The sequence below is a fragment of the Halomonas faecis genome (assembly GCF_010993975.1).
GTDB classification, from domain to species: Bacteria; Pseudomonadota; Gammaproteobacteria; order Pseudomonadales; family Halomonadaceae; genus Halomonas; species Halomonas faecis.
The window spans coordinates 37,869-60,397 of the sequence record NZ_JAACZO010000022.1 but is presented as its reverse complement, the minus strand read 5'-3'; the positions used below and the strand labels follow the sequence as shown (position 1 = coordinate 60,397).

General features: G+C 65.7%; 24 protein-coding genes. 18 read left to right on the top strand and 6 right to left on the bottom strand.

Annotation, left to right across the window (positions count from 1 at the left end):
* Positions 1 to 84 precede the first annotated feature (84 nt).
* The 5 genes from GFD32_RS10450 to gntR are packed head-to-tail and all read left to right on the top strand — an operon-like array spanning position 85 to position 4,637.
* Positions 85 to 1,161, top strand: a complete 1,077-nt coding sequence (locus tag GFD32_RS10450; protein WP_163576481.1) for a TRAP transporter substrate-binding protein — start codon at positions 85 to 87, stop codon at positions 1,159 to 1,161.
* A gap of 60 nt (positions 1,162 to 1,221) precedes the next feature.
* On the top strand, positions 1,222 to 1,836 hold the full coding sequence (locus GFD32_RS10445) for a TRAP transporter small permease (RefSeq protein WP_163576480.1): 615 nt from the start codon (positions 1,222 to 1,224) through the stop codon (positions 1,834 to 1,836).
* Between the two features lie 3 nt (positions 1,837 to 1,839).
* Positions 1,840 to 3,123 (top strand): TRAP transporter large permease, encoded by a 1,284-nt coding sequence (locus GFD32_RS10440; RefSeq protein WP_163576479.1) that lies wholly within the window; start codon positions 1,840 to 1,842, stop codon positions 3,121 to 3,123.
* A 39-nt stretch (positions 3,124 to 3,162) separates the two neighbouring features.
* Positions 3,163 to 3,645: a gluconokinase gene (locus GFD32_RS10435; protein WP_163576764.1), complete on the top strand. Its 483-nt coding sequence runs from the start codon at positions 3,163 to 3,165 to the stop codon at positions 3,643 to 3,645.
* Entirely contained in the window at positions 3,642 to 4,637 is a 996-nt protein-coding gene (gene gntR, locus GFD32_RS10430; protein ID WP_163576478.1) for a gluconate operon transcriptional repressor GntR, read from the top strand. The genes GFD32_RS10435 and gntR overlap by 4 nt, the downstream gene beginning before the upstream one ends.
* Before the next feature lie 3 nt (positions 4,638 to 4,640).
* Here gntR and GFD32_RS10425 read toward each other — a convergent pair whose 3' ends face one another.
* On the bottom strand, positions 4,641 to 5,231 hold the full coding sequence (locus tag GFD32_RS10425) for a cytochrome b (protein ID WP_163576477.1): 591 nt from the start codon (positions 5,229 to 5,231) through the stop codon (positions 4,641 to 4,643).
* A gap of 150 nt (positions 5,232 to 5,381) precedes the next feature.
* On the opposite strand from GFD32_RS10425, the gene GFD32_RS10420 reads away from it, so the two are divergent.
* From GFD32_RS10420 to GFD32_RS10405, 4 genes are read left to right on the top strand one after another with little or no spacing between them, the layout of a single operon-like run.
* Entirely contained in the window at positions 5,382 to 6,362 is a 981-nt protein-coding gene (locus tag GFD32_RS10420; protein ID WP_205599092.1) for a metal ABC transporter solute-binding protein, Zn/Mn family, read from the top strand.
* Positions 6,359 to 7,156 carry a metal ABC transporter ATP-binding protein gene (locus GFD32_RS10415; protein ID WP_163576476.1) on the top strand — a complete coding sequence of 266 codons (798 nt, stop codon included), beginning with the start codon at positions 6,359 to 6,361 and terminating at the stop codon, positions 7,154 to 7,156. Before GFD32_RS10420 ends, GFD32_RS10415 begins: the two co-directional genes overlap by 4 nt.
* Positions 7,156 to 8,373: a metal ABC transporter permease gene (locus GFD32_RS10410; protein WP_163576475.1), complete on the top strand. Its 1,218-nt coding sequence runs from the start codon at positions 7,156 to 7,158 to the stop codon at positions 8,371 to 8,373. Before GFD32_RS10415 ends, GFD32_RS10410 begins: the two co-directional genes overlap by 1 nt.
* Positions 8,370 to 9,281 (top strand): metal ABC transporter permease, encoded by a 912-nt coding sequence (locus GFD32_RS10405; protein WP_163576474.1) that lies wholly within the window; start codon positions 8,370 to 8,372, stop codon positions 9,279 to 9,281. The genes GFD32_RS10410 and GFD32_RS10405 overlap by 4 nt, the downstream gene beginning before the upstream one ends.
* 6 nt (positions 9,282 to 9,287) lie before the next feature.
* Here the strand turns inward: GFD32_RS10405 and GFD32_RS10400 are convergent, their stop codons facing one another.
* Positions 9,288 to 9,719 (bottom strand): RidA family protein, encoded by a 432-nt coding sequence (locus GFD32_RS10400; protein ID WP_163576473.1) that lies wholly within the window; start codon positions 9,717 to 9,719, stop codon positions 9,288 to 9,290.
* Positions 9,720 to 9,899: 180 nt separating this feature from the next.
* On the opposite strand from GFD32_RS10400, the gene GFD32_RS10395 reads away from it, so the two are divergent.
* Positions 9,900 to 11,315, top strand: a complete 1,416-nt coding sequence (locus tag GFD32_RS10395; protein WP_163576472.1) for a bifunctional enoyl-CoA hydratase/phosphate acetyltransferase — start codon at positions 9,900 to 9,902, stop codon at positions 11,313 to 11,315.
* 8 nt (positions 11,316 to 11,323) lie between these two features.
* Positions 11,324 to 12,517 carry an acetate/propionate family kinase gene (locus GFD32_RS10390; RefSeq protein WP_205599110.1) on the top strand — a complete coding sequence of 398 codons (1,194 nt, stop codon included), beginning with the start codon at positions 11,324 to 11,326 and terminating at the stop codon, positions 12,515 to 12,517.
* A gap of 5 nt (positions 12,518 to 12,522) precedes the next feature.
* Here the strand turns inward: GFD32_RS10390 and GFD32_RS10385 are convergent, their stop codons facing one another.
* Entirely contained in the window at positions 12,523 to 13,917 is a 1,395-nt protein-coding gene (locus tag GFD32_RS10385) for an aminotransferase-like domain-containing protein (RefSeq protein WP_163576470.1), read from the bottom strand.
* 99 nt (positions 13,918 to 14,016) lie between these two features.
* Between GFD32_RS10385 and GFD32_RS10380 the strand changes: the two genes are divergently transcribed.
* The gene (locus GFD32_RS10380) at positions 14,017 to 14,619 is read left to right on the top strand and encodes a LysE family translocator (protein ID WP_163576469.1); all 603 of its coding nucleotides are present in this window, start codon (positions 14,017 to 14,019) and stop codon (positions 14,617 to 14,619) included.
* A gap of 9 nt (positions 14,620 to 14,628) precedes the next feature.
* On the opposite strand, the gene GFD32_RS10375 is transcribed toward GFD32_RS10380, so the two are convergent.
* Together GFD32_RS10375 and GFD32_RS10370 are read right to left on the bottom strand one after the other, a co-directional pair.
* Positions 14,629 to 15,576, bottom strand: coding sequence for a threonine/serine dehydratase (locus GFD32_RS10375; protein ID WP_163576468.1), 948 nt, complete (start codon positions 15,574 to 15,576; stop codon positions 14,629 to 14,631).
* A gap of 77 nt (positions 15,577 to 15,653) precedes the next feature.
* Complete coding sequence (locus GFD32_RS10370; RefSeq protein WP_163576467.1) at positions 15,654 to 16,757, bottom strand: class I SAM-dependent methyltransferase; 1,104 nt, start codon at positions 16,755 to 16,757, stop codon at positions 15,654 to 15,656.
* 107 nt (positions 16,758 to 16,864) lie between these two features.
* On the opposite strand from GFD32_RS10370, the gene GFD32_RS10365 reads away from it, so the two are divergent.
* The 6 genes from GFD32_RS10365 (at position 16,865) to GFD32_RS10340 (ending at position 21,370) form a co-directional block, all read left to right on the top strand.
* Positions 16,865 to 17,899: a GlxA family transcriptional regulator gene (locus GFD32_RS10365; protein ID WP_089682487.1), complete on the top strand. Its 1,035-nt coding sequence runs from the start codon at positions 16,865 to 16,867 to the stop codon at positions 17,897 to 17,899.
* A gap of 25 nt (positions 17,900 to 17,924) precedes the next feature.
* The gene (locus GFD32_RS10360) at positions 17,925 to 19,154 is read left to right on the top strand and encodes an RNA polymerase sigma factor (protein WP_089682488.1); all 1,230 of its coding nucleotides are present in this window, start codon (positions 17,925 to 17,927) and stop codon (positions 19,152 to 19,154) included.
* 75 nt (positions 19,155 to 19,229) lie between these two features.
* Entirely contained in the window at positions 19,230 to 20,069 is an 840-nt protein-coding gene (locus GFD32_RS10355) for a YciI family protein (RefSeq protein ID WP_163576466.1), read from the top strand.
* Positions 20,066 to 20,440, top strand: coding sequence for a YciI family protein (locus GFD32_RS10350; RefSeq protein ID WP_163576465.1), 375 nt, complete (start codon positions 20,066 to 20,068; stop codon positions 20,438 to 20,440). The genes GFD32_RS10355 and GFD32_RS10350 overlap by 4 nt, the downstream gene beginning before the upstream one ends.
* Positions 20,437 to 20,790, top strand: coding sequence for a DUF1428 domain-containing protein (locus GFD32_RS10345; RefSeq protein ID WP_089682495.1), 354 nt, complete (start codon positions 20,437 to 20,439; stop codon positions 20,788 to 20,790). The genes GFD32_RS10350 and GFD32_RS10345 overlap by 4 nt, the downstream gene beginning before the upstream one ends.
* 103 nt (positions 20,791 to 20,893) lie before the next feature.
* Positions 20,894 to 21,370: an AAC(3)-I family aminoglycoside N-acetyltransferase gene (locus GFD32_RS10340; RefSeq protein ID WP_089682497.1), complete on the top strand. Its 477-nt coding sequence runs from the start codon at positions 20,894 to 20,896 to the stop codon at positions 21,368 to 21,370.
* A 126-nt stretch (positions 21,371 to 21,496) separates the two neighbouring features.
* On the opposite strand, the gene GFD32_RS10335 is transcribed toward GFD32_RS10340, so the two are convergent.
* A complete protein-coding gene (locus GFD32_RS10335) occupies positions 21,497 to 22,402 on the bottom strand; it encodes a cation diffusion facilitator family transporter (protein ID WP_163576464.1) in 906 nt (301 codons plus the stop codon).
* Positions 22,403 to 22,529: the final 127 nt, after the last annotated feature.

Here is a 22,529-nt window from a genome sequence, read left to right as displayed (position 1 = left end):
ATGCAGCCTACTTGGGACGGGCTCTCCCTGGCCGGTCCCGTATCGTCAACGACCAACAACAACCCGTTGAAAGGAGACCACGCCATGACTGCTATCTGGCGCCGTACGCTCACTCTGGCCGGTGCGGCCAGTCTCACGCTCGGCATGGCTCATGCCCAGACGCCGGACCTCTCCGACCCGCCCGATATCGATGGCGAGGTGGTCGGCGATCACGGTTCCCATACGCTACGCATGGGCATTGGCCTGGCTGAAAGCTCGCCACAATATCTCTCCAGCCAATACTTTGCAGAAATCCTCGATCAGCGCACCGAGGGCCGTATCACCGTCAACGTCTTCCCCAACAGCCAGCTGGGCGATGACGTGCAGATGATGGAGATGCTGCAGACCGGTTCGCTGGACATGAGCTATCCCTCGTCGTCACCCGCCACCACCTATGTCGAAGAGCTGGCGGTGTTCGATCTGCCCTTCCTGTTGCCCACCCGCGAGGCAGCCGTGGCGGTGATGCAGAGCGACGTCGCTCAGGAGATGCTCGATGCCTTCGACGGCACCGGCATCAAGGCCCTCACCTTCTCGGAGAACGGCTACCGTCAGCTCTCCAACAGCGCCCGCCCGGTGGAGACCCCAGAGGATGTGGCCGGCCTCGATGTCAGTGGCCTGACCATTCGCACCATGGAGAACCCCGTTCACCTCTCGATCTGGGAGACGCTGGGTGCCAATCCCACGCCGATGGCCTTCGGTGAGCTGTTCTCGGCCATGGAGCAGGGAGTGGTCGACGGCCAGGAGAACCCCTGGAGTACCATCCTGACCTCCAACTTCTACGAGGTGCAGGATTACGGCTCCGAAACGCGCCACGTTTATACGCCGTTCATCATGATGATGTCCGAGCGTACCTGGGATAACCTGGCGCCGGAGTATCAGGAGCTCGTTCAGGAAGCCGCCCGTCAGTCTGCCGAGTACGAAATTCAGCTTTCTGCCGAGTATGACGACTGGTCGCGCGAGCAACTCGTGGAGCGCGGCATGGAGATCACGCGTCTCACCAATGAGCAGGTAGCCGCCTTCCAGGAGGCCGTGCAGCCGGTTTACGAGGAGTGGGCCCCCGAGATTGGCGAGGAGCTGATTGCCGAGGTCCAGGCCATCGTCGAAGAGACCACCAGCGACTGATTCTTCCTTCCCCACGCCGGACAGGACGGGGGTGGCCCCGTTCTGTCCCCGGAGTTCGGCATGACAACCACTTCCTCGCCCCCACGCGACCGCGATGCGGTCGACCCTGAGGTGTATCTAGAAGATCCCCGCCGTGACCCGTTGGAGATCGATCTCGAGCTTCGCAAGGGGCCGGCCGCGTTTCGCTGGATCACGTTCGCCATGGAACAGTTGATCGCAGCGATCCTCGTTGCGCTGATCGTCTCCGTTTCGGCCAACGTCATTGGGCGTTCCCTGCTCAACCACTCCCTGCCCTGGGCCGATGAACTGGCGCGCATGCTGTTCATCTGGTTGATCTTCATCGGCGCGGCGGCCGCTTTCGTGCGCTATGAGCACATCGCCGTGGACTTCACGGTGCGCCGGCTGCCTTCGCGCGCTGCCTATGCGCTGTATCTGCTTCAGCATCTGTTCATCATCGGCTTGATGGTCGTGCTTCTGTGGAGCGGGTATCTGGTGATGAGTCGCTCCACCGGGACCACTGCCATCCTTGGCGTGCCCTGGAACCTGATCAACGTGTCGTTGGTGCTGTGCGCGGCGTTCATTAGTGCAGTCGCCGTATGGCGTGCGCTGCAATGCGTACGCTTGCTGCGCGATCCCAACCGGTCGACGGCGTCGACCAACGATGGAGGAGCCTGAGTCATGCTGTGGATTTTTCTGGGCATTCTCTTCGCCTCCATCGCCATCGGTCTGCCCATCGCCTTCGGCCTGGGCGTAGCCGCCGTGGTGTTGGCGGTGATCTCCGATATCCCGCTGTCGATCCTCATCGAACAGTCGATCCGCGGCGTCAACAACTTTCCGCTGCTGGCCATTCCTTTTTTCATCCTCGTCGGCGAGGTGATGAGTGCCGGCGGCATCGCCCGGCGACTGATGGATCTGGCGGGAGCGCTGGTCGGCTTCATTCGCGGTGGGCTTGGCCAGGTGGCGATCACCGGCTCGATGTTCTTCGGCGGCATCAGCGGTTCGGCCGTGGCCGACACCGCGGCCACGGGTTCGATGATGATTCCCTCGATGAAGCAGCAGGGCTACTCCGCCCCCCATGCCACTGCCATCAACACCGTCTCCTCGGTGATCGGCATCATCATTCCGCCGTCGATCCCGCTGATTCTCTTCGGTATCGTCACTGAGACCTCGATCAGCCGGCTGTTCGTTGCCGGCATCGTGCCCGGCGTGATGATCGGTTTCGCGCTGATGGTGACGACCTTCATCATGGCCAGCATCGAGCACGCCGGGCAGACCCGTAAATTTCGCCTCGATCTGCTGTGGCAGGCCTTCAAGCAGGCGTGGCTGGCGATGCTACTGCCGGTGATCGTGATCGGCGGCATCATCGGTGGGGTGTTCACCGCCACCGAAGCGGCAGTGGCGGCCCTGCTCTATTCGCTGTTCATTTCGCTGGCGGTGTATCGCGAATTCCAAGTGCGCGAACTGTGGGGCATGCTGGTGCGCACGGCGCGCCTGACCGGCATGGTGCTGCTGCTGCTGGCGTTCGCTACGGTGATCGCCTGGTTTCTCACCATCAACATGGTGCCGCAGACGCTGGTCGAGCAAGTGAGGGCGATTACCCAGGATCCATTCTGGCTGTTGATGATCGTCGCCGGGTTGCTGCTGCTCGTCGGTTTCGTCATGGATCTGACGCCGGCCATGGTGATCATGGCGCCGATGCTCACGCCCATCGTCACCTCGGTGGGCATCGACCCCGTCTACTTCGGCGTGCTGATGGCCTTCGTGCTGGGCATCGGCCTGCTGACGCCACCGGTGGGCACCTGTCTCTACGTCGGCTGCGGCGTGGGCAAGGTATCGATGGAGCAACTGGTCAAGGCCATGCTGCCCTACTATGCGGCGCTGCTGGTGGTGCTGGTGATCTTGATCGCCTTCCCGGGGCTGGTTACCTGGCTGCCCGAACTCACCGATGTTCGCGGCAACTGACGGAGGGGTGGCGTGACGGTATCGCAGCGTATCCTGGTGATGGGGGTGTCGGGCTCGGGCAAGACCCATGTCGGCCGCCTGCTGGCCGAGCGGCTCGGCATCGACTTCATCGATGGCGATCATTACCATGCTCCGGCCAGCATCGCCAAAATGGCGCGGGGCGTTCCCCTCAACGACGAGGACCGCCGCGAGTGGCTGGAAACGCTGGCCGAGCTTTTCGCTGACTACCGCCAGCGTGACGCCAGCGTGGTGATCGGCTGCTCGGCGCTCAAGCGGCGCTATCGCGACACCCTGCGTCAGGGCGATTCCGCTCTTGCCATCCTCTTTCTCGACGGCAGTCGCGAACGCCTGTGCGAGCGGCTGATCGGTCGTGAAGGGCACTTCTTCAAGGGCGAGGCGATGCTCGACAGCCAGTTTGCCGACCTGGAACCCCCCGGACCGGACGAAGCCGTGCGGCTGGATATTGCCGAGCCGCCTGCGGTTCTGGTCGAGACGTTCATCAAACGACTGACGGTACCGTGAAGAAACGACGCCCCACCCTCCAGGACATCGCCGATCGCGTCGGTGCGACGAAAATGACCGTCAGTCGCTGCCTGCGCGATCCCGCCACCGTCTCGGAGGGCTTGCGCGAACGCATCTTTTCGGCTGCCGAACAGGTCGGCTACATCCCCAACCGCGCCCCGGACCTTCTCTCGCGGGCCACCAGCCACTCCATCGGAGTGCTGGTGCCGTCGCTCACCAACCAGGTATTCGCCGACGTGCTGGTGGGTATCGAAGCGGTGACCGAACCGGCCGGCTATCACCTGATGCTCTCCCATTATGGTTACAGTCAGGAACTCGAGGAGCGCAGCCTGGCCTCGCTACTTTCCTATAACGTCGATGGCGTGATTCTCTCCGACAGCCGTCATACCTCGCGCACCCGGCGCATGCTGGAAACGGCCGGCATTCCCACCGTGGAGATCATGGATTCGCGCTCGCCACCGCTGCAGCAGTCGGTGGGATTCGACAATGTCGCGGCCTCCTACGACATGGTCAGCGAGATGATCCGCCGTGGCCGTCGCCATGTGCTCTATCTGGCAGTGCGGCTGGACGAGCGCACCCGTCAGCGTGAGGAGGGCTACCGCCAGGCGATGGTGGAGTGGGGGCTGACGCCGGTCACCCTGCACCGCAGCCAGCGCTCCTCCTACAGCGTCGGTGCGGCGCTGCTGGGCGAAATCCTTGCCGAACATCCCGAGACCGACGCCATTTTCTGCACCAATGACGACGTGGCCGTCGGCGCCTACTTCGAGTGTCTGCGTCGCGGTGTCCGCGTGCCGGAGCAGATGGCCATCGCCGGGTTCCACGGCCATGACGTGGGACAGGTGATGACCCCGCGCCTGGCGAGCGTCATCACCCCGCGTCAGGCGATCGGCGAGCGGGCGGCCCGAGCGTTGCTGGCCGGCATCGGCGGCAGGCCCGATGCCGAGCGGATCATCGATCTGGGTTATCGCATCGAGCCGGGCATGACGCTGTAGCGCTCAGTGCCGGAACAGGCTCATGCGTGCCATGACGCCATCCTTGCGGATCAACCAGTGGTAAAGGGCGGCGGCGATGTGCAGGGCTGCCAATAGCAGGATCAACACGCCCACGCGGCCGTGCCAGACGAACAGCGTCTCGGAGAGCGCCTCGTCCACGCCGATCAGTCCGGGCAGGTTCCAGGCGAAGAACTGCACGGGAAAATCCCCGGCTGCCGTGGCCAGCCAGCCGAGCACCGGCATCGCCAACAGCAAGACATAGAGCAGGGCATGGACCAGCGTACTGGCAAGCCGATGAAGAGTGGGCAGCGGCACGGCGTAAGGCGGTTTGCCGTTGGTCAGCCGGCTCACCAAGCGCAGCACCATCAGGACGAGAATCAACACGCCCGAGGTCTTGTGCAGCGTGTAGATCGTGTCGGTGGCCGTGCGGCCGAAGGTATCCACGCTGCCCTCGAAGCCCAGGGAACCTAGCGTCATACCGCTGGTCAGCGAGTACAGCACCAGCACGGCAATCAGCCAGTGCAGCAGCCGGTGGACGTACGCGTAATGGTTGAGTGGGCCGTCGACGGGCGGTTGGTGAGGGTGATTGACCATGATGTCGCTCCCCCGGTGGGTACCGAAATGGTCTGAGGCTATGGGTTGACTAGCCATGACCGATTAGCCATCGCTTTCCGACAAGATAGTCTATCGATGGTAGCCTTTATAATCGGATACGCGATGTCTTCAGCAAAGGAGTTCAAACCCGTGTGGATTCGCCGCCTAGTGAAGGCCGGGCTGATGATGACCGTGGCCCTGTTACCGATTCTCGACGTCCATGCCGAAGAGGGGGGTGAGCCCCTTCAGGTGGTGGCCACGACCGGCATGATCGCCGATGTCTTGCGCCAGGTGGGCGGCGATGCGGTTTCGGTGAATGGGCTCATGGGCCCCGGCGTCGACCCCCATCTCTATCGGCAGACCCGCAGCGACGTGCGCGCCATGACCAAGGCCGATGCCGTGTTCTGGAACGGCCTGTACCTGGAAGCGCAGCTCGAGGACTTCCTCGAGCGGTTGGCAGCGCGGCGTCCGGTCTATGCCGTGGGCGAGGCGGTGCCCGAGGGGGAGCGCCTCGCCGACGAGGCCTATGACGATCAGTACGACCCCCACGTGTGGATGGATCCTTCCCGCTGGCGCCATGTGGTCGTGGCGGTGCGCGATGCGTTGAGCGAGCTTGAGCCCTCGCACGCCGAGGCCTTCGAAGAGCGTGCCGATGCCTACCTGGACGAGCTAGAGTCGCTGGACGACTATGCGCGCCAGGTGCTGGAGAGCGTGCCGGAGTCGTCTCGGGTGCTGGTCACCGCCCACGATGCCTTCGGGTATTTCGGCGACGCTTACGGTTTCGAGGTGTTGGGCATCCAGGGTTTTTCCACCGAGAGCGAGGCGGGCCTGGCGCGGATCGAGTCGCTGGTGAATGAGCTGGTGACGCGTGACATCGGCGCGATCTTCATCGAGTCGTCGGTGTCGGACCGTAACGTGCGGGCACTGATCGAAGGTGCGGAGTCGCGCGGTCACGAGGTCAGCATCGGCGGTGAGCTGTTTTCCGATGCCATGGGGCCGGCAGGCAGCTACGAGGGAACCTGGCTGGGCATGCTCGACCACAACGTCACGGCCATCGCCACGGCGCTGGGCGGAGACGCCCCCGCTGGCGGACGCGAGGGGCGCCTGGCCGACGACGAGGAGGACTCATGATCGGTGCCAGCGAAACCATCGCTCAGAGCCCTCTGGCCATTCGCGGGCTGACGGTCAGCTATGCTCACCGTCCGGTGGTGCACTCGGTGGATTTCGTGACTCCGCCGGGCAGCATGACGGCCATCGTCGGTCCTAACGGTGCCGGCAAGTCGACCTTGCTCAAGGCCGTGCTGGGCATCACCCGGCGGCTGACCGGGGAAGTGTGGGTGTTCGGCCAGCCCGTGGAAACGATGTCGCGGCACGTGGCTTACGTCCCCCAGCGCTCCAGCGTCGACTGGGATTTTCCGGCCACGGTGATCGACGTGGTCACCATGGGGCTGTTCCGCGATCTGCGCTGGTGGCAACTGACGCGGCGTCGACATCGCCAGCGCGCCCTGGAGAGCCTAAGCCGTGTCGGCATGGAAGCCTTTGCCGATCGCCAGATCGGGCAGCTCTCGGGCGGTCAGCAGCAGCGCGTCTTCCTGGCGCGAGCGTTGACCCAGCAGGCGGCGCTGACCATCCTCGACGAACCCTTTGCCGGCGTGGATGCCGCCACCGAGAAGGCCATCGTCGAAGTGCTCAAGCAGCTCAAGCGTGAAGGGCGCACGCTGCTCTGCGTGCACCATGACCTGGCCACGGTACGCGATTATTTCGACCATGTGCTGCTGCTCAACGTGCGGCGCATCGCCGATGGCCCGGTGGCCGAAGCCTTCACCGCGCCCAACCTGCAGGCGACCTATGGCGGTCGTTTGAGTCCCATGCAGCTGGCGCGGCTGATGGAACCGGTGGCGCACAGCGATTCGCGGAGCGAATGATGGAAATCTGGTGGCGCGCCCTGACGTTCCAACTGGGCTACAACACCAGTCTGGTGACCCTGGGAACCATGCTGCTGGGGGCGGGTGCCGGCATGATCGGCACCTTCATTCTGCTGCGCAAACGCTCGTTGGTCAGCGATGCCATCAGCCATGCCACGTTGCCCGGCCTGGCGTTGGCCTTCATCCTGGTGGGCCTGGTGCAGGGCGATGGCCGTTGGCTGCCGGCGCTGCTCGTCGGGGCGGCGGGTAGCGCGGCTTTCGGGCTGTGGGCCGTGCAGCGCATCAGCGAGCGGACTCGTCTGGGCGAGGATGCCGCCATCGGCTCGGTGCTTTCCACCTTCTTCGCCTTCGGCGTGGTGCTGATCACCGTGATCCAGTCGATGTCGGTGACCGGGCAGGCGGGTCTCACCGGCTACCTGGTCGGTGCTACGGCCGGCATGGTGGCCGCCGAGGCGCAGCTCATAGCGCTATGCGCGCTGGGCGTGCTGCTGGCCATTGTGGTGATGCGCCGCGACTTCCTGATGGTCTGCTTCGATGCCGATTTCGCACGCACCCAGGGCGTGCATACGGGGCGCATCGATCTGGCCATGCTGGCGTTGCTGATGGTGGTGGTGGTGATCGGCCTCAAGGTCACGGGATTGATCCTGATCGTGGCATTGACCATCATCCCGCCGGTGACGGCGCGGTTCTGGACCGACCGCCCCCTGCACATGGTGATTCTGGCGGCGCTGCTCGGCATCCTGGCCGGCTATTTGGGAGTCACGCTTTCCAGCGTGGCTGAGGGGTTGCCAACGGGCCCCTTGATCGTGCTTGCCGCCTTCAGTCTGTTCTTCGTTTCTTTCCTGTGCTCGGCACGGCGCGGCGTGCTGGCTTCGCTGCTCGCCCACCAGCGCTTCCGCCGCCGGGTGCATCTGCGCCAGGGACTACTGGCCGTCGCCCGCGATGAGCCGATCTTCGACAATCTCACTCTGCGTATTCTGCAGCGCCGCGGCTATCTCAGGCGCGATGGCGTGCCCACACCGCCGGGGCGGGCGGCGGCCCGGGATGCCGAGCACGAGGAGCGCCTGTGGGCGCTCTATCGCGAACGTCAGCCCGAGGATGCCCTGCAGCAGGAGCACTCCGGCCTGACGCCCATCGCCAGCGTACTGTCTCCGGATGCCATCATGACGCTGGAGGCCGAGTTGCCGCCCAGTGCCACGCAGGAGGCCCGCCGATGAGCGACTTTTTCATGTTCAGCCTGGTGCCGCTGACGGTGGCGGTGGTCATCGGCATGACCTGCGCGCTGCTCGGCAACTTCCTGGTGCTGCGGCGCCAGAGCCTGATCGGCGATGCCATCAGCCACGTGGCGCTACCCGGTATCGTGGTCAGCTTCATTCTCACTGGCATGCTGGCGTCGGGCGCCATGATGCTGGGGGCAGGGGTGTCGGCGCTGGTCACCGTGGTGATGATCGAGCTGATCCGCCGGTTGGGGCGGGTGGAAACCAGTGCCGCCATGGGGGTGACCTTCACCAGCCTGTTCGCCCTGGGCGTGCTGTTGCTGGAGTGGCACGACGCGGCTGGTGTGCATCTCGATGTGGAGCACGCCTTGTACGGCAACCTGGAAAGCTTGATCTGGTTCGAGGGCACCGGCCCGGCAGCGCTGTTCGATCCGCTGGCGCTGGCCGAGCTGCCCCCGCAGTTGGCGCGTGTCGTACTGGTGTGGGGGCTCGTGGTGGTCTTCGTGGCGGCATTCCGGCGCCACCTGGTGCTGGGCAGCTTCGACCCGGATTTCGCTGCCAGCGTTCGCGCTCATCCAGCCCTGGTCGATCTGCTGCTGGTGACTCTGGTCGCGGTGGCGGCCATCGCCGCCTTCGAAGCGGTGGGCTCGATCATCGTCATCGCCATGTTCATCTGCCCGGCGGCCGCTGCCCGGCTGATGACCGATCGGCTGTCGGTGCAGATCGCCTGGAGCCAGGGCTTTGCGGTGATCGCGTCGGTGGTCGGCTACGTGTTGGCGGGTCATGGGCCGGGCTGGTTGGGCATCGATGCCTCGCTGAGCGCGGCGGGCATGATCGCTACCGTGTCGGGGTTGCTGCTGCTGTGCGCCTGCCTGTTGGGGCCGCGCCGCCACCCCGCCGTGGCCTGAAAGGCGTCAGGTTGCTTGTGACGCCGCCTCTTCGCCGTCGCTCCCATTCGGCTCGGGCTGACGTTTCACCATCAAGGTGATTTCCACGTTGGCGCCGCCGTACAGGCGTGGGGACTCGGTACAGGTGCGTGCCGGGTAGCGCTCGCGCTGAAAGAATTCAGCGTAGGCGGCATCGAAATCATGAATGTCGTCGAGGTTGGTCAGGTGGACGTCGGCACGTACGGTATCGGCCAGTTCGGCGCCGACGAAGGCGAGCATGCGTTTCAGGCGGTGCAGAATCCAGGTGGTCTCTTCGCCGATATCGCCGAGGACGGTGTCTCCACCTTGGATGTCGGTGACGGTCAGTCCCGACACGAAGACGTAGTGGTCGTCGAAGACCAGGTGGCTGCCGGGAAAGACCGGCACTTCCAGCGTCGGATCGTTGCGATACTGTGGCATGGGGCCTCCTTGACTGCCGTGATTGGTACCCGTTGGCTCACTATAGATGGCTCGCTCCACCCGTGCCGCTGGTGATGTCTGTCAGGCTCCCGTCGTTTGCCGCATGGCATCGTTGGCCGGCATGGCCTTTTCATGCTGCGCTGCAGTATGCTGGTGCAAATACCGCTTCGGGAGTTGGGCATGGCGAATCATACGGTAGCTGACGCGGGGCAGATCGAGAACCGAACCTTCGATGAGATCCAGGTAGGCGACACGGCAGCCATCGAGAAGCGGTTGACGCTCGACGACATCAAGCTGTTCGCCATCATGTCCGGCGACATCAACCCGGCGCATCTCGACGAAGACTTCGCCAAGAGTACCCGCTTCCAGGAAGTGGTGGCCCATGGCATGTGGGGTGGGGCGCTCATCTCCACGGTGCTGGGCACCGAGCTGCCCGGGGCGGGCACGATCTATTTGGGCCAGACACTGTGCTTCCGCGAGCCGGTGCGCCTGGGCGACGTGCTGAAGGTCAGCGTCACGGCGCGCGCCAAGGATACCGTGCGGCATCGCATCACCTTCGATTGCCGCTGCATCAACCAGAATGGCCGTGTGGTGATCGAGGGCGAGGCCAATGTGCAGGCGCCCACCCAGAAGATCCGTCGTCCGCGCGCCGTACTGCCGCGGGTGCGCATGGCCGAGCGAGCGCGACTCCACGAACTGCTCAGTGCCGCCAACCATCCCGAGCCGGTGAGCATGGCGGTTGTCCATCCGGTCGATGAGGTCTCGCTGATGGGCGCCTGGGAAGCATGGCACCAGGGGCTGATTCATCCGGTACTGGTGGGACCCGAGGCGAAAATCCGGGACTCGGCCAAGGCCGCGGGCATCGATATCGACGAGTTCGAGCTGGTCGACGTGCCGCATAGTCATGCCGCAGCCGCCAAGGCCGTGGCGCTCACCCGCGCCGGCAAGGTGGGCGCGATCATGAAGGGTGCGCTGCACACCGACGAGCTGCTCCACGAGGTGGTCAAGCGCGACAGCGGGCTGCGCACCGAGCGTTGCATCAGTCACGTGATGGCCTTCGACGTGCCCACCTATCCGCGGCCGCTGTTCATCACTGATGCCGCCATCAACATCTACCCGACCCTCGACGACAAGCTGGATATCGTTCAGAACGCCATCGATCTGGCCCATGCCGTGGGCAACGACGACCCCAAAGTGGCGATCCTCTCCGCGGTGGAGACGGTCAATCCCAAGATCGCCTCGACGCTGGAGGCAGCAGCGCTTTGCAAGATGGCCGAGCGCGGTCAGATCGTGGGCGGCACCATCGACGGTCCGCTCGCCTTCGACAATGCCGTTTCCGAGGCGGCTGCCGCTGCCAAGGGCATCGATTCGCCGGTGGCGGGGCGCGCCGATATCCTCGTGGCGCCCGATCTGGAAGCCGCCAACATGCTGATGAAGCAGCTCACCTATCTGGCCGATGCCACGGGCGCTGGCGTGGTAGTGGGGGCGCGGGTGCCCATCGTGCTGACCAGTCGCGCCGACGACGCCATCACGCGTCTGGCCTCCTGCGCGCTGGCTCTGCTGGTGACCGAACACCAGAAGCGGAGGAGTCGTTAGTGGAAGAGATGCTGGTCCTCAACAGCGGCTCTTCGAGCCTCAAGTTCGGCCTGTTCGGCGCGCCGGAGGGGGCTGGGCTGAACGACCTGTCGCTGCGCTATCGCGGTCACTTCGCCGGGCTTGGCAGCCATGCACGGCTGACTCTGGTCGACGGCCGGGGGCAGCGCCAGGAATACGCCGGCCCGAGAACGCCGCTGGGGCGTATCGCTGCCGAGCTTGACCACGATGCGGCGCTGTCTCGGTTGCTGGCTTGGATCGAGGCGCATCCCGAGCTGGCCGAGCTCACCGCCATCGGCCATCGGATCGTGCATGGCGGCAGCGAGTTCTGCGCGCCGCTGCGGCTGGATACCGCGGTGCTTGCCAAGCTCGAGGCGCTGGTGCCATTGGCGCCGTTGCATCAATCCTACGGACTGGCACCGGTGCGGGCGCTCGAGGAGATGCGTCCGCGTCTGCCTCAGGTGGCCTGCTTCGACACGGCCTTCCATGCCACCCAGCCGGCGGTGGCCCAGACCTTCCCGTTACCGCGGCGCTACACCGCCTCAGGCATGCGGCGCTACGGTTTCCATGGGCTTTCCTACGACTACATCAATCGCATGCTGCCGCGCTGGGTAGGCAGCGTGCCCGGCCGTACCGTCGTCGCTCACCTGGGCAATGGCGCGAGTCTGTGCGCCATCCGCGATGGCGAAAGCGTCGCTTCCACCATGGGTTTCACCGCTCTCGAGGGGCTGATGATGGGCACCCGTAGCGGCAGCCTCGATCCCGGCCTGGTGCTACACCTGATCCTGCAGCAGGGGCTCACGGCGGAGCGTGTGCAGCACCTGCTCTACAAAGAATCGGGCTTGTTGGGCGTTTCCGGTATCAGCAGCGACATGCGCGAGCTGCTGGAAAGCTCGGCGCCGCAGGCGGCCGAGGCCATCGAACTCTTCGTCTATCGGGTCGTGCGCGAGATCGGCAGCCTGGCTGCTGCGCTGGGCGGCCTTGACCATCTGGTGTTCACTGCCGGTATCGGCGAGCGTGCCGCTCCGGTGCGCGCCGCAGTGGTGGAAGGGTGTCGTTGGTTGGGGGCAACGCTGGACCCCCATGCCAACGCGGCGCATGCCGCCAGCATTGCCGGGGCCGACAGTGGCATCGGAGTGTGGGTGATCCCCACCGATGAGGAGCGCATGATCGCCTGGCACACAGCGCGAAACCTGGCCGGCTGAGGTCGTTATAACGTTTGCCAAGGCGAGGGTGGCGGCTCGTTCAATGTCTCGACGAGGATGTCGAGCGCGCGAGTCAGCGCCTCGCGCGAGCCGGCGGCACTCAGGCACAGGCGCAGCGCCTGGGGCGCCGGTTCGCCACCCACGCAAAACGGCTCGGCGCTGGTTACCCGCACGCCGCGACGCTCCAGAACCGTCTGCAGCTCGGCGCTGCGCAACTCATCCGGAAGAGGCAACCACAGGTTGGCTCCATGGGGGCGGCCGCTGGGTTCGTAAGCCCCCAGCCAGTGGTGGGCCAGCCGCTGGCGTTCGCCCAGCTCCTGGGTCTGCCAGGTCAGCAGCCGTTCGGCGTCTTCGCTGGCCACCCAGTGGCACACCGCATCGACCATCAGCGGCGGCACCATCCAGCTCTGGGCGCGCAGCGCCGCTCCCAGCCGCTCCTGCAACGCCTCGGGAACCACCAGCACGCCGATGCGCAGCCCGCCGGCGAGCACCTTGGCAGTGCTGAAAGCGAACAGGGTACGCTGCGGTGCCAGCCGGTAGAGCGGTGTGCCCCGTTCGGCTTCCGGGAGGTACTGCACGCCATCCTCGAGGATCCAGAACTCGTGACGTTCGGCCAGCTCGGCCAGCCGTTCGCGACGGGCCTCGCTGAGCATGATGCCGGTGGGGTTGTTCTGTTCCGGAGTGACGTAGACGAGCTGTGGCGGCTGCTGGGCGCAGAGGCGCGCCAGGGCTTCCATGTCCATGCCGCCGGCGTCCATCGGTACGGCCAGGGTCTTGAGGTGTGCCTGGCGCGCCGCGCCGATCAGGCCGGGGTAGGTGAGGGCATCGGCGGCGATGCGAGCCCCGGGCCGGGCGAGGGCGCGCAGCGTGAGATCGATACCGTGCTGACCTCCCTGGGTGACCAGCAGCCGTTCGGGGTCAACCGGCATGCCCAGGCGGTCCATCCAAGCGGCGAGCCGTTCGCGGTGGGCGGGAACGCCGCGTTCCGGCTGGTACTCCACGGCGCGACTGAGCGCGTCGCCATCCTGGCTGATCGCTGCCAGGGCGCGTCCCAACGCCGCCGCGCGCAGGGGATGCGGTGGCGGCAGGCTGAGGCTCAGGTCGACCACGCCATCCTCGACCGGGCGGCTGGCCAGGAAGGGGGCGACGGGGTCGTCATCGCCGCCCCGCACATAGGTGCCGCTGCCCATTCGGGCCCGCACCCAGCCCTGGCGTTCGGCCTCGGCATAGGCGCGGGTCACGGTGCCCACGGTGACCGACAGCTCATCGGCCAGGCGACGCTGAGGGGGCAAGCGGCTGCCGGGACGAAGCTCACCGGACTGCACCGCCGTCGCAATGGCATCGCTGATGGCGCGATAGCGGGGGCCCCGTTCGGTGAGCCGGGGAATCCAAATCGTCATGGTGACAATAAAACCTTTGACGCCTTTTTCGTACCCATTATGCTGGATTTTATCGGCATTTAAAGTCGATTCTCGTCAAAAATGTATGGGTGCAATTATATGGAAATTCTGGCGTTCCTGGGGCCGGCGGCTCTCTACATGATCTCGATGACCATCACGCCGGGCCCCAACAACGTGATGCTGACAGCCTCCGGGGCCAACTACGGCTTTCTGCGCACCCTGCCGCACATCTTCGGGATCCTCGGCGGCTGCTTTCTGCTGTTTGCCGGTATCGCGCTGGGGCTCGGTCTGGTGTTCGAGCGCTATCCGATCGTGCAGACGGCACTGCGCTTCATCGGCAGCGCCTATCTGCTGTATCTCGCCTGGCGCATCGCCACCGCTCCACCGCCGGATCTACGCCGCACTGGCGAAGGGCGGCCGCTGAGTTTCTGGCAGGCGGCCGCCTTCCAGTTCGCCAACCCCAAAGCGTGGGTGATGGGGCTGGCGCTGATGGCGGGGTTTCTACCCGAGGGCGGCGATACGGTAGTGAATGCGCTGCTACTGGCGGGCTTCGCCGAACTGGTGGGGCTGCCGTGCATCGCCCTGTGGGCGGGCTTCGGCACCGCCATTGGGCGCTGGCTCGATACGCCGCGTGCCTGGCGGGTATTCAATGTCACCATGGGAGCACTGACCGCAGCCTGCGTGATCTTCATACTCGGCTGAACGAGGCAGTTACAGGAAATCCATCAGTTCTTCGCGCCCGATGTTGCCGCCGGTGATCACCACCACGACATCGCCCTGCGGGGGCAGTTCGACGACATCCTCCAGCAGGGCGGCCACGCCCACCGCGGCCCCGGGTTCGGCGGCGAGCTTGCTCGCATAGAGCAGGTGGCGCATGGCGCGGTGGATGGCTGCTTCTTCGATGTCGACCAGGGCGTCGACATGGGCGCGACTCAGCGAATAGGTGCACTCGCCGACGATGGCCGCGGCCAGGCTCTTGGCGCAGGTGTCGACCGGATCCAGACGCTCCGGCCCTCCGCTGGCCCAGGCGTGCGACATGCTCGCCGTCCCGGCCGGTTCCACGCCGGCCAGGCTGAGCGCGGGGCGTAGCTCCGTGACTGCCACCCCGATGCCCGAGATCAACCCACCGCCGCCAATGGGGCAGAGGATCGCTGTCGCTTCCGGGGCCTGCTCGAGGATCTCCAGGCCTACGGTGCCCTGGCCGGCAATGATGCGCTCGTCGTCGTAGGGGTGCACCAGGGTCAGGCCCCGCTCCTCGACCAGTCGATGCATGTGCGCCCAGGCGTCGTTGATGTCGCCGTGCAGGATCACCTCGGCGTCCAGCTTCCGAGCGGCTTCCACCTTGAAGGGGCTGGCGTTCTCGGGCATCACGATGGTCACCGGTGCGTTCGCCTCGCGTGCCGCCCAGGCGAGACCCAGGGCATGGTTGCCGGCCGAGACGGCGCCCAGCCCGCCTTCGAGTTCCTGCGGCGAGGCCGTGCGGACCCAGTTGAGCGCGCCGCGCGCCTTGAAGGAGCCGGTGCGCTGGAACAGTTCGCCCTTGAGCCACACCCGCCGCCCCAGACGCTCGCTCAAGGGGTGGTCGAGAACCAGGGCCGTGGGGGAGAGAGTATCGGCGATGCGCGCCTGGGCCCGTTGAAGACTCGCGAGATCCATCATGTTGCCTGCTCCCTTGCCTACCGCCGGGCCGCCCGGCACACGCCGAGCGGCCCGCTCTATTCCCACCAGTGTAGCGGTCAAGGTCGACACACGAAGTAGTCGTTCTGGATGTCGTGCTCGAGCTGGTGGACCTGGATGTCGCCGAATCCTGCCTCCTTCAGGTAGCGAAGTGCCCGCTCGCGACCCCACATGGTGCTCAGTCCTTCCCCGCCTTGGGCCAGCGACACGGTCATGCAGTGGCTTACCGACACGGCGTAGAGCATCGCGCCGAGCGGATGTTGGCGATCCAGGTGATGGTGGCTCGAGGCGTGGATGTCCTGCACCAGGTAGACGCCATCGGCGGCCAGGCTCTTGCGGATGCCCGCCAGCAGTCGGCGCGGCTGCCCCTGGTCGTGAATGCCGTCGAAGGTGGTGATCAGGTCGAACGCCGCCGGTTCGGCCGTCGCGTCGAAGTCGCTCAGGTCGCGCACCTCGAAGGTCAGGTTGGTGAGTCCGGCGTGTTCGGCCTGGGCGTTGGCCCAGGCAATGGCCTCTGCGGAGAGGTCGTAGCCGACGAAGCGGCTGGCCGGGAAGCGTTCGGCCATGGCGAGCAGCGCTCGGCCGCGGCCGCAGGCGCAGTCGAGCACTCGGATGCCGGCTTCCAGGCGGTCGGTGAGCCCCGGGCAGAGCGGCAGAATGGCATCGAACAATGCCGGCAGCACCGTCTGGCCGCTGTCGCTGGCCATCACCTCCTGGAAGCGTGGATAGCGCGAGTAGGGCACGCCACCGCCTTCGCGGAAGCAGCGCAGGACGTCATCCTCCACACTGCCGAGCAACGGGATAAACTGAGCATAGACGGCTAGGTTCGCCGTGCCCCGGTCGGTGAGCAGCTCGGCGCGTTCGTCCGGTAGCCAGTAGGTGGCCGACTGCGGATCGGTTTCGACGATTTCGGCTGCCACCATGCCACCGAGCCACTCACGGACGTAGCGCTCCTGAAGGCCGGAGCGTTCCGCCAGGGCCTGGCTGGTGAGCGGCGGTTGGCCGGCCAGCGTTTCGAGCAGGCCGGTGCGGTGGCCCAGCGAAGTCAGCAGTAGCAGGCCGCCGGCGTTGAGCGCCTGCACCAGCCGGCTCTCGAAGTCCTCCTCGCTGCGTTCGGTTTCGGCGTTGGCCCGGTCGGTCGTCGTAATGGCGATATCGCACATGTTCTGGCTCCTCTTGTCGTGGGTTGGCGATAGGTGCCGGGAGCAGGTTACGGCGATATCGCTGCCACCACGCTGGCGCATCGCGCCGCAAACGGGGGTTTTCTGCCATGTCTGAGCTTGTCCAACCCTCCTGCTCGGCGTTGACCGTCGCGCTGCTGGCCGGGCCGGATGCGACCGCCTCCACGCTGTATGGCATGTACGATCTGTTCGGCTCGGTGGGACGCGACTGGGAGTTCCTGATGAGCGGACGAATGGGGGAGCCGCTGCTCGCGCCGATGATCGTGTCGCGCGATGGGCGGGGCTTTCGCGCCGCCAATGGCGCCTGGATCGAGCCGCATGCCCGCCTGGCCGACTGCCCGGCGCCCGCCGTGGCGTGCATTCCCGACTTGTTCGTCGCGCCCGATGCCCCGCTCGAGGGATATGCCGAGGAAATGGCCTGGCTGCGTGCCTGCCATGGCCAGGGGGCGATGCTGGCCGCTGCCTGTACGGGAGCGCTGCTGCTCGCCGAGGCCGGCCTGCTCGACGGCCAGGATGCCACCACTCACTGGGCCTACTGCGAGGCGCTGGCGCAACGTCACCCGCGGGTGCGGGTGCATGCCCGCCGTACCCTGGTGGTCAGCGGGGAAGGGCAGCGGCTGATCATGGCCGGCGGCGGTACCTCCTGGATCGATCTGGCGCTGTTCCTCGTCGCTCGGCTGGTGAGTGCCGACGAGGCCATGCGCTTGGCGCGGATCAACCTGATCGACTGGCATCACGACGGCCAGCTTCCCTATGCGGCCCTGAACAGCACGCGTCAGGTCGATGATGCTTGCATCGCTCGCTGCCAGATATGGGCGGCCCAGCACTACGATACCCACTCGCCGGTGGCCGGCATGGTCAAGCTCAGCGGGTTGACCGAACGCTCTTTCAAGCGCCGCTTCAAGGCGGCTACCGGCATGACGCCCATGGAGTACCTGCATACCTTGCGACTCGAGGAGGCCAAGCAGATCCTGGAGAGCAGCGCCGAGCCCATCGAAGCGGTGGCCGAGCAGGTCGGCTATGCTGAACCGAGTTTCTTTCGCCGCCTGTTCACGCGTCGCGTGGGTCTCACCCCCAGCCAGTATCGGCGGCGCTTTCGCAGCATGCGGTTACGCTTGCAGTGAACGTCCGGACTAGCCCTTCATCGTCATGAACCGCGAACCCGATATCGAACGACTGTACCAACAGCACTCGCGGCGCGTGCTGGCGACCCTGATTCGTCTGCTCGGCGATTTCGACATGGCCGAAGAGGCCATGCAGGAGGCCTTCATGGCTGCCGTGCAGCAGTGGCCGGAGCAGGGCATGCCCGACAACCCCGCCGCCTGGCTGATCCGAACCGGGCAGCGGCGTGGCATCGATCAGATTCGGCGCCGCCAGACCACGCGCCAGCATGCCCATCTCGTGGTGCCCGAAGAGCCCGTGGCGAGCCTCGACGAGCGAAGCATCCAGCACGACCCGCTGCGACTGCTGTTCACCTGCTGTCACCCCAGCCTGGCCCTGGACGAGCGCGTGGCGCTGACGCTGCGCGAGATGTGCGCCCTGACCACCGAGCAGGTAGCCAGAGCGCTGCTGCTCAAGCCCGCCACCCTGGCCCAGCGCATCGTGCGCGCCAAGCGAAAGCTCAGCGATGCGGGCATTCCCTACGAGGTGCCGGATGCCCGGGAATTGCCGGAGCGCTTGCCGGACGTCCTGCGCGTGATCTATCTGGTGTTCAACGAGGGGTATTCGCGGACGGCCGGCGAATCGCTGCTCGACGTCAGCCTGTCGGGCGAGGCCATGGAATTGGCCGAGGCGCTGGCTCGGCTGCTGCCGCGGGGCGAAGTGTTCGGGCTGCAGGCGCTGATGCGGCTGCACGATGCCCGGCGCGATGCCCGCCAGGGCCCGGACGGGGAACTGATTCCCCTGGAGGAGCAGGACCGCAGCCGCTGGGACCGGCAGCGCATCCGCGAAGGCCTGCTCGGCCTGGAGCGGGCACTGGCGCTCAGCCCCACCGGACCGTACACGCTGCAGGCCTCGATCGCTGCCGAACATGCCCGCTCGCCGAGCGCCGAGGCGACCGACTGGGCACGGATCGTGAAGCTCTACGAGGCGCTCTACCAGCAGCAGCCCTCGCCGGTGATCGCGCTCAACCGCGCGGTGGCCCTCGCCATGCGCGACGGCCCGCAGGTGGGCCTGCGCCAGCTGGAGACGTTGGAGGGCCACAAGGCGATCGTCAACTACCACCTCTTCCATGCCGCTCGGGGCGACCTTCATCGCCGCGCCGGTCAGCCTCGCGAGGCCCGAATCGCCTATGAGCGCGCCCTGGCGCTGAGCGTCCAGGAGCCGGAGCGGCGCTTCCTGGAGCGTCGTCTGGGCGAGCTGGATCAGCCGGAACGCTGAAAATTCGCCTTCGTTGTCGATTCGTCCGCGCCTCGTGCGACTCGAGGAAGCAACCAGCCGATGAAGGAGTAACCGATGCGATACATGTTGATGCGCAAGGCCGACGAGGCGACCGAAGCCGGTGAGCTACCCAGCCAGGAAGTGCTCGAAGCCATGGCGGACTATAACCGCCGGCTGGACGAGGCCGGTCTGTTCGTTACCGGTGACGGCCTGCGACCGAGCCGCGAAGGCTGCCGGATCGAACGACGCGGTGGCGAGCTGCTGGTCACCGACGGGCCCTTTGTCGAAACCAAGGAGCTGCTCGCCGGCTACACCGTACTCGAGGCGGACTCGCTCGAGACCGCCATCGAGTGGGCCAGGCAGTGGCCTCGCGAGGACGGCGACGTCACGCTGGAGCTGCGCCGCTACTTCAGCCTCGAGGATTTCGAACCGGGGCACGGTCTGGATAAGCATCTCGACCAGGCTCGTCTGCCCAGCGAACTCAACGTGCACCTGTGCTTTCCCGGCAACTGCCGCGAGGCGATGGCCTTCTACGCCGAGGTCACCGGCGGTCGGCTGGAGGCGCTGGTCACTTACGGCGAGACCCCGGCCGCCCGGGACACACCGTCCGAGCTGCATGATCGCATCATCCACGCTTCGCTCAACGTGCGCGGCCGGCGGTTGATGGGCGCGGACATGGCCGGCGACTGCTACCAGGCGCCGCAGGGAGCCCAGGTGCACCTCGAATACGAGGCGCTCGAACAGGCCGAGGCGGTGTTCCAGCGGCTGGCCGAGGGCGGCCAGGTCACCATGCCCTTCGACGCCACCTTCTGGGCTCGGGGCTTCGGTATGGCCACCGACCGTTTCGGGGTGCACTGGATGATCGGCTGTCAGACCGGACGCTGTCCGATGAACGACGAGGAGAGCGAATCATGAAATACGCCGCGTTGGTCTACTACCAGGAGCGCCTGATCGAGGCCATGAGCGAACAGGAGTGGCACGACCTCAACCAGGAGTGCCTGGCCGGGGTAGAGCGCCTGACCGACCAGGGGCACTTTCTCGCCGGCCAGGCCCTGCAGCCGGTGGAGAGTGCCGCCAGCGTGCGCCTTCGCGATGGCGAGGTGCTGATCTCCGACGGTCCCTTCGCCGAAACCAAGGAACAGCTCGCCGGCTTCTACCTCCTGGAGGCCCGCGACCTGAACGAAGCCGTGCAGCTGGCCAGCCGCATTCCTCCCGCCCGCTTCGGCACCATCGAGGTGCGTCCGGTACGGGAACTACCCCCACGCGATACGGGAGCAGAGTCATGACTTACGTCGATGGATTCGTCGCGGCGGTGCCTACCGCCAACCGCGAGCAGTACATCAAGCACGCCAGCGATGCCGCGGCGGTCTTCAAGGAGCACGGTGCCCTGCAGATGGTGGAATGCTGGGGTGACGACGTGCCGGACGGCAAGGTCACCTCGTTTCCCATGGCGGTGAAATGCCAGCCGGACGAGACGGTGATCTTTTCCTGGATCACCTGGCCTTCGCGGGATGTGCGCGATCGAGGCATGGCCAAGGTCATGGAAGACCCGCGCCTGCAGCCCGATGCCAACCCCATGCCCTTCGACGGCAAGCGGCTGATCTATGGCGGCTTCGAGGTCGTCGTGGACGAATGACTCCGGGTTCTGCCGATGCCGGACGGAGGCATGCTGCCATGCCGAGGGTCACCCCTTGCCTTTGCTTCGACGGACAGGCCAGGTAGAAGTCCAGGAGACTGTCATGGCTGCTCGGGATGCCTTTCGTCTGCATCGCCTTACCGCGCAGGACGTGCCGATGATGCACGCGCTGCTGACCACCTTCGGCGAAGCCTTCGACGAGGCGGAGACGTACGGCAGCGCTCGTCCTGACGATGCCTATCTGCGCCGGCTGCTAGGCAGCGATACGTTCATCGCGCTGGCCGCCCTAAGCGGGAATGACGTGGTAGGGGGCTTGACCGCTTATGAGCTGATCAAGTTCGAGCAGGCACGCAGCGAGCTCTATATCTACGATCTGGCGGTGGCCGAGGCTCATCGCCGCCAGGGCATAGCCACCGGTTTGATCCAGAAAATCCGGCAAATCGCCTTCGAGCGCGGCGCCTACGTGGTCTTCGTGCAGGCGGACAGGGGCGACGCTGCGGCCATCGCTCTCTACTCGAAACTGGGTGGTCCGTGCGAAGACGTGCTGCATTTCGACATTCCGGTCACCCATGAGCGGTGACCGCGCAAGGGCGATGAGCCGTTCGGTATCGAGCTAGCCCTGCGCATGCGTTCGAGTATCGACGCATGAAGGGCTCTCAGGCAACGCATGGCTCACCGGTCGAGGCGGGGGCCCTGCAAGTACGCTTCAGACCCAGCGCGGATCGGCGGTGAAGGCTACCGTGAACCAGCGTCGTTCCGGCGGCGGTGTCAGGCCGGATGCGATCTGCTCGCGGATCTCGTCCATCACCGCGACTCCTTCGCCGACGGCGAACTCGGGCGTGGTGACGATGTGGATCTCGATGAAGTGGCCGCGCCCGGTCTTGGCCACGTGACTGGTGTATTCGAGCAGCCCATTGCGCGCCATCACCGGCGCCATGGCAGCGTGCACCTCGCTGTCCAGTTCGCCGGGAGCGATGAGGAACACCTCGCGCAGGGCTCGGCGCACGATGCCGATGGGCACCGGCATGAAACACAAGGTGAGAACCGCCAGCAGCAGTGAATCGACGTAGCGGGTGAAATGTGCCCAGCGCGTGGTTTCCAGTATCAGGGCAATGGCGAAGGCCACTAACAGCGCCGAAGTGATCAGTGCCGCCATCAGCCAGCTTTGGGCGTCGATGCGCAGGAATTCCGAATCGACGCGGCGATTGATGCGTTTTTCGTAGGCATGCATGGCAAAGCAGACCAGAGCGACCACCGCGGCGTAGACGATGGCCAGACCGAAGGTCAGCTCGCGGCCACCTTCCAGCAACCCCAGCACGGCGTTGAGGAAGGCATAGAAGCACAGCAGCAGCAGAATGCTGCCGTTGAGTGCAGCCACCATGGGTTCCAGGTGCCAATAGCCGTGCTGAAAGCGCTCGCTAACCTCACGTTCCGCCAGGCGTGCCACCAGTAGCGCCAGACCCGACATGGCGGCATCGATGGTCGAGAATACCCCGTCGAAGAGAATCGATTGCGATCCGGCGAGCAACCCCAGCGTTACCCCCAATGCCGAGACCGCGAGGGTCGCGACGATGGAAATCTTGAGAGTGCGCTGTTCGAGTGACGCGAGCATGGAGGCCATCCGCCGATTGACAGCTTCTCATCCTAGCCAAGTGCGGGCCCGGGGAGAACTGAACGTTCCGACGTCGCTGGGCATGCAGCCGTTGGATCACGGTCGGGTGTTAGCCAAACGTCGTAGA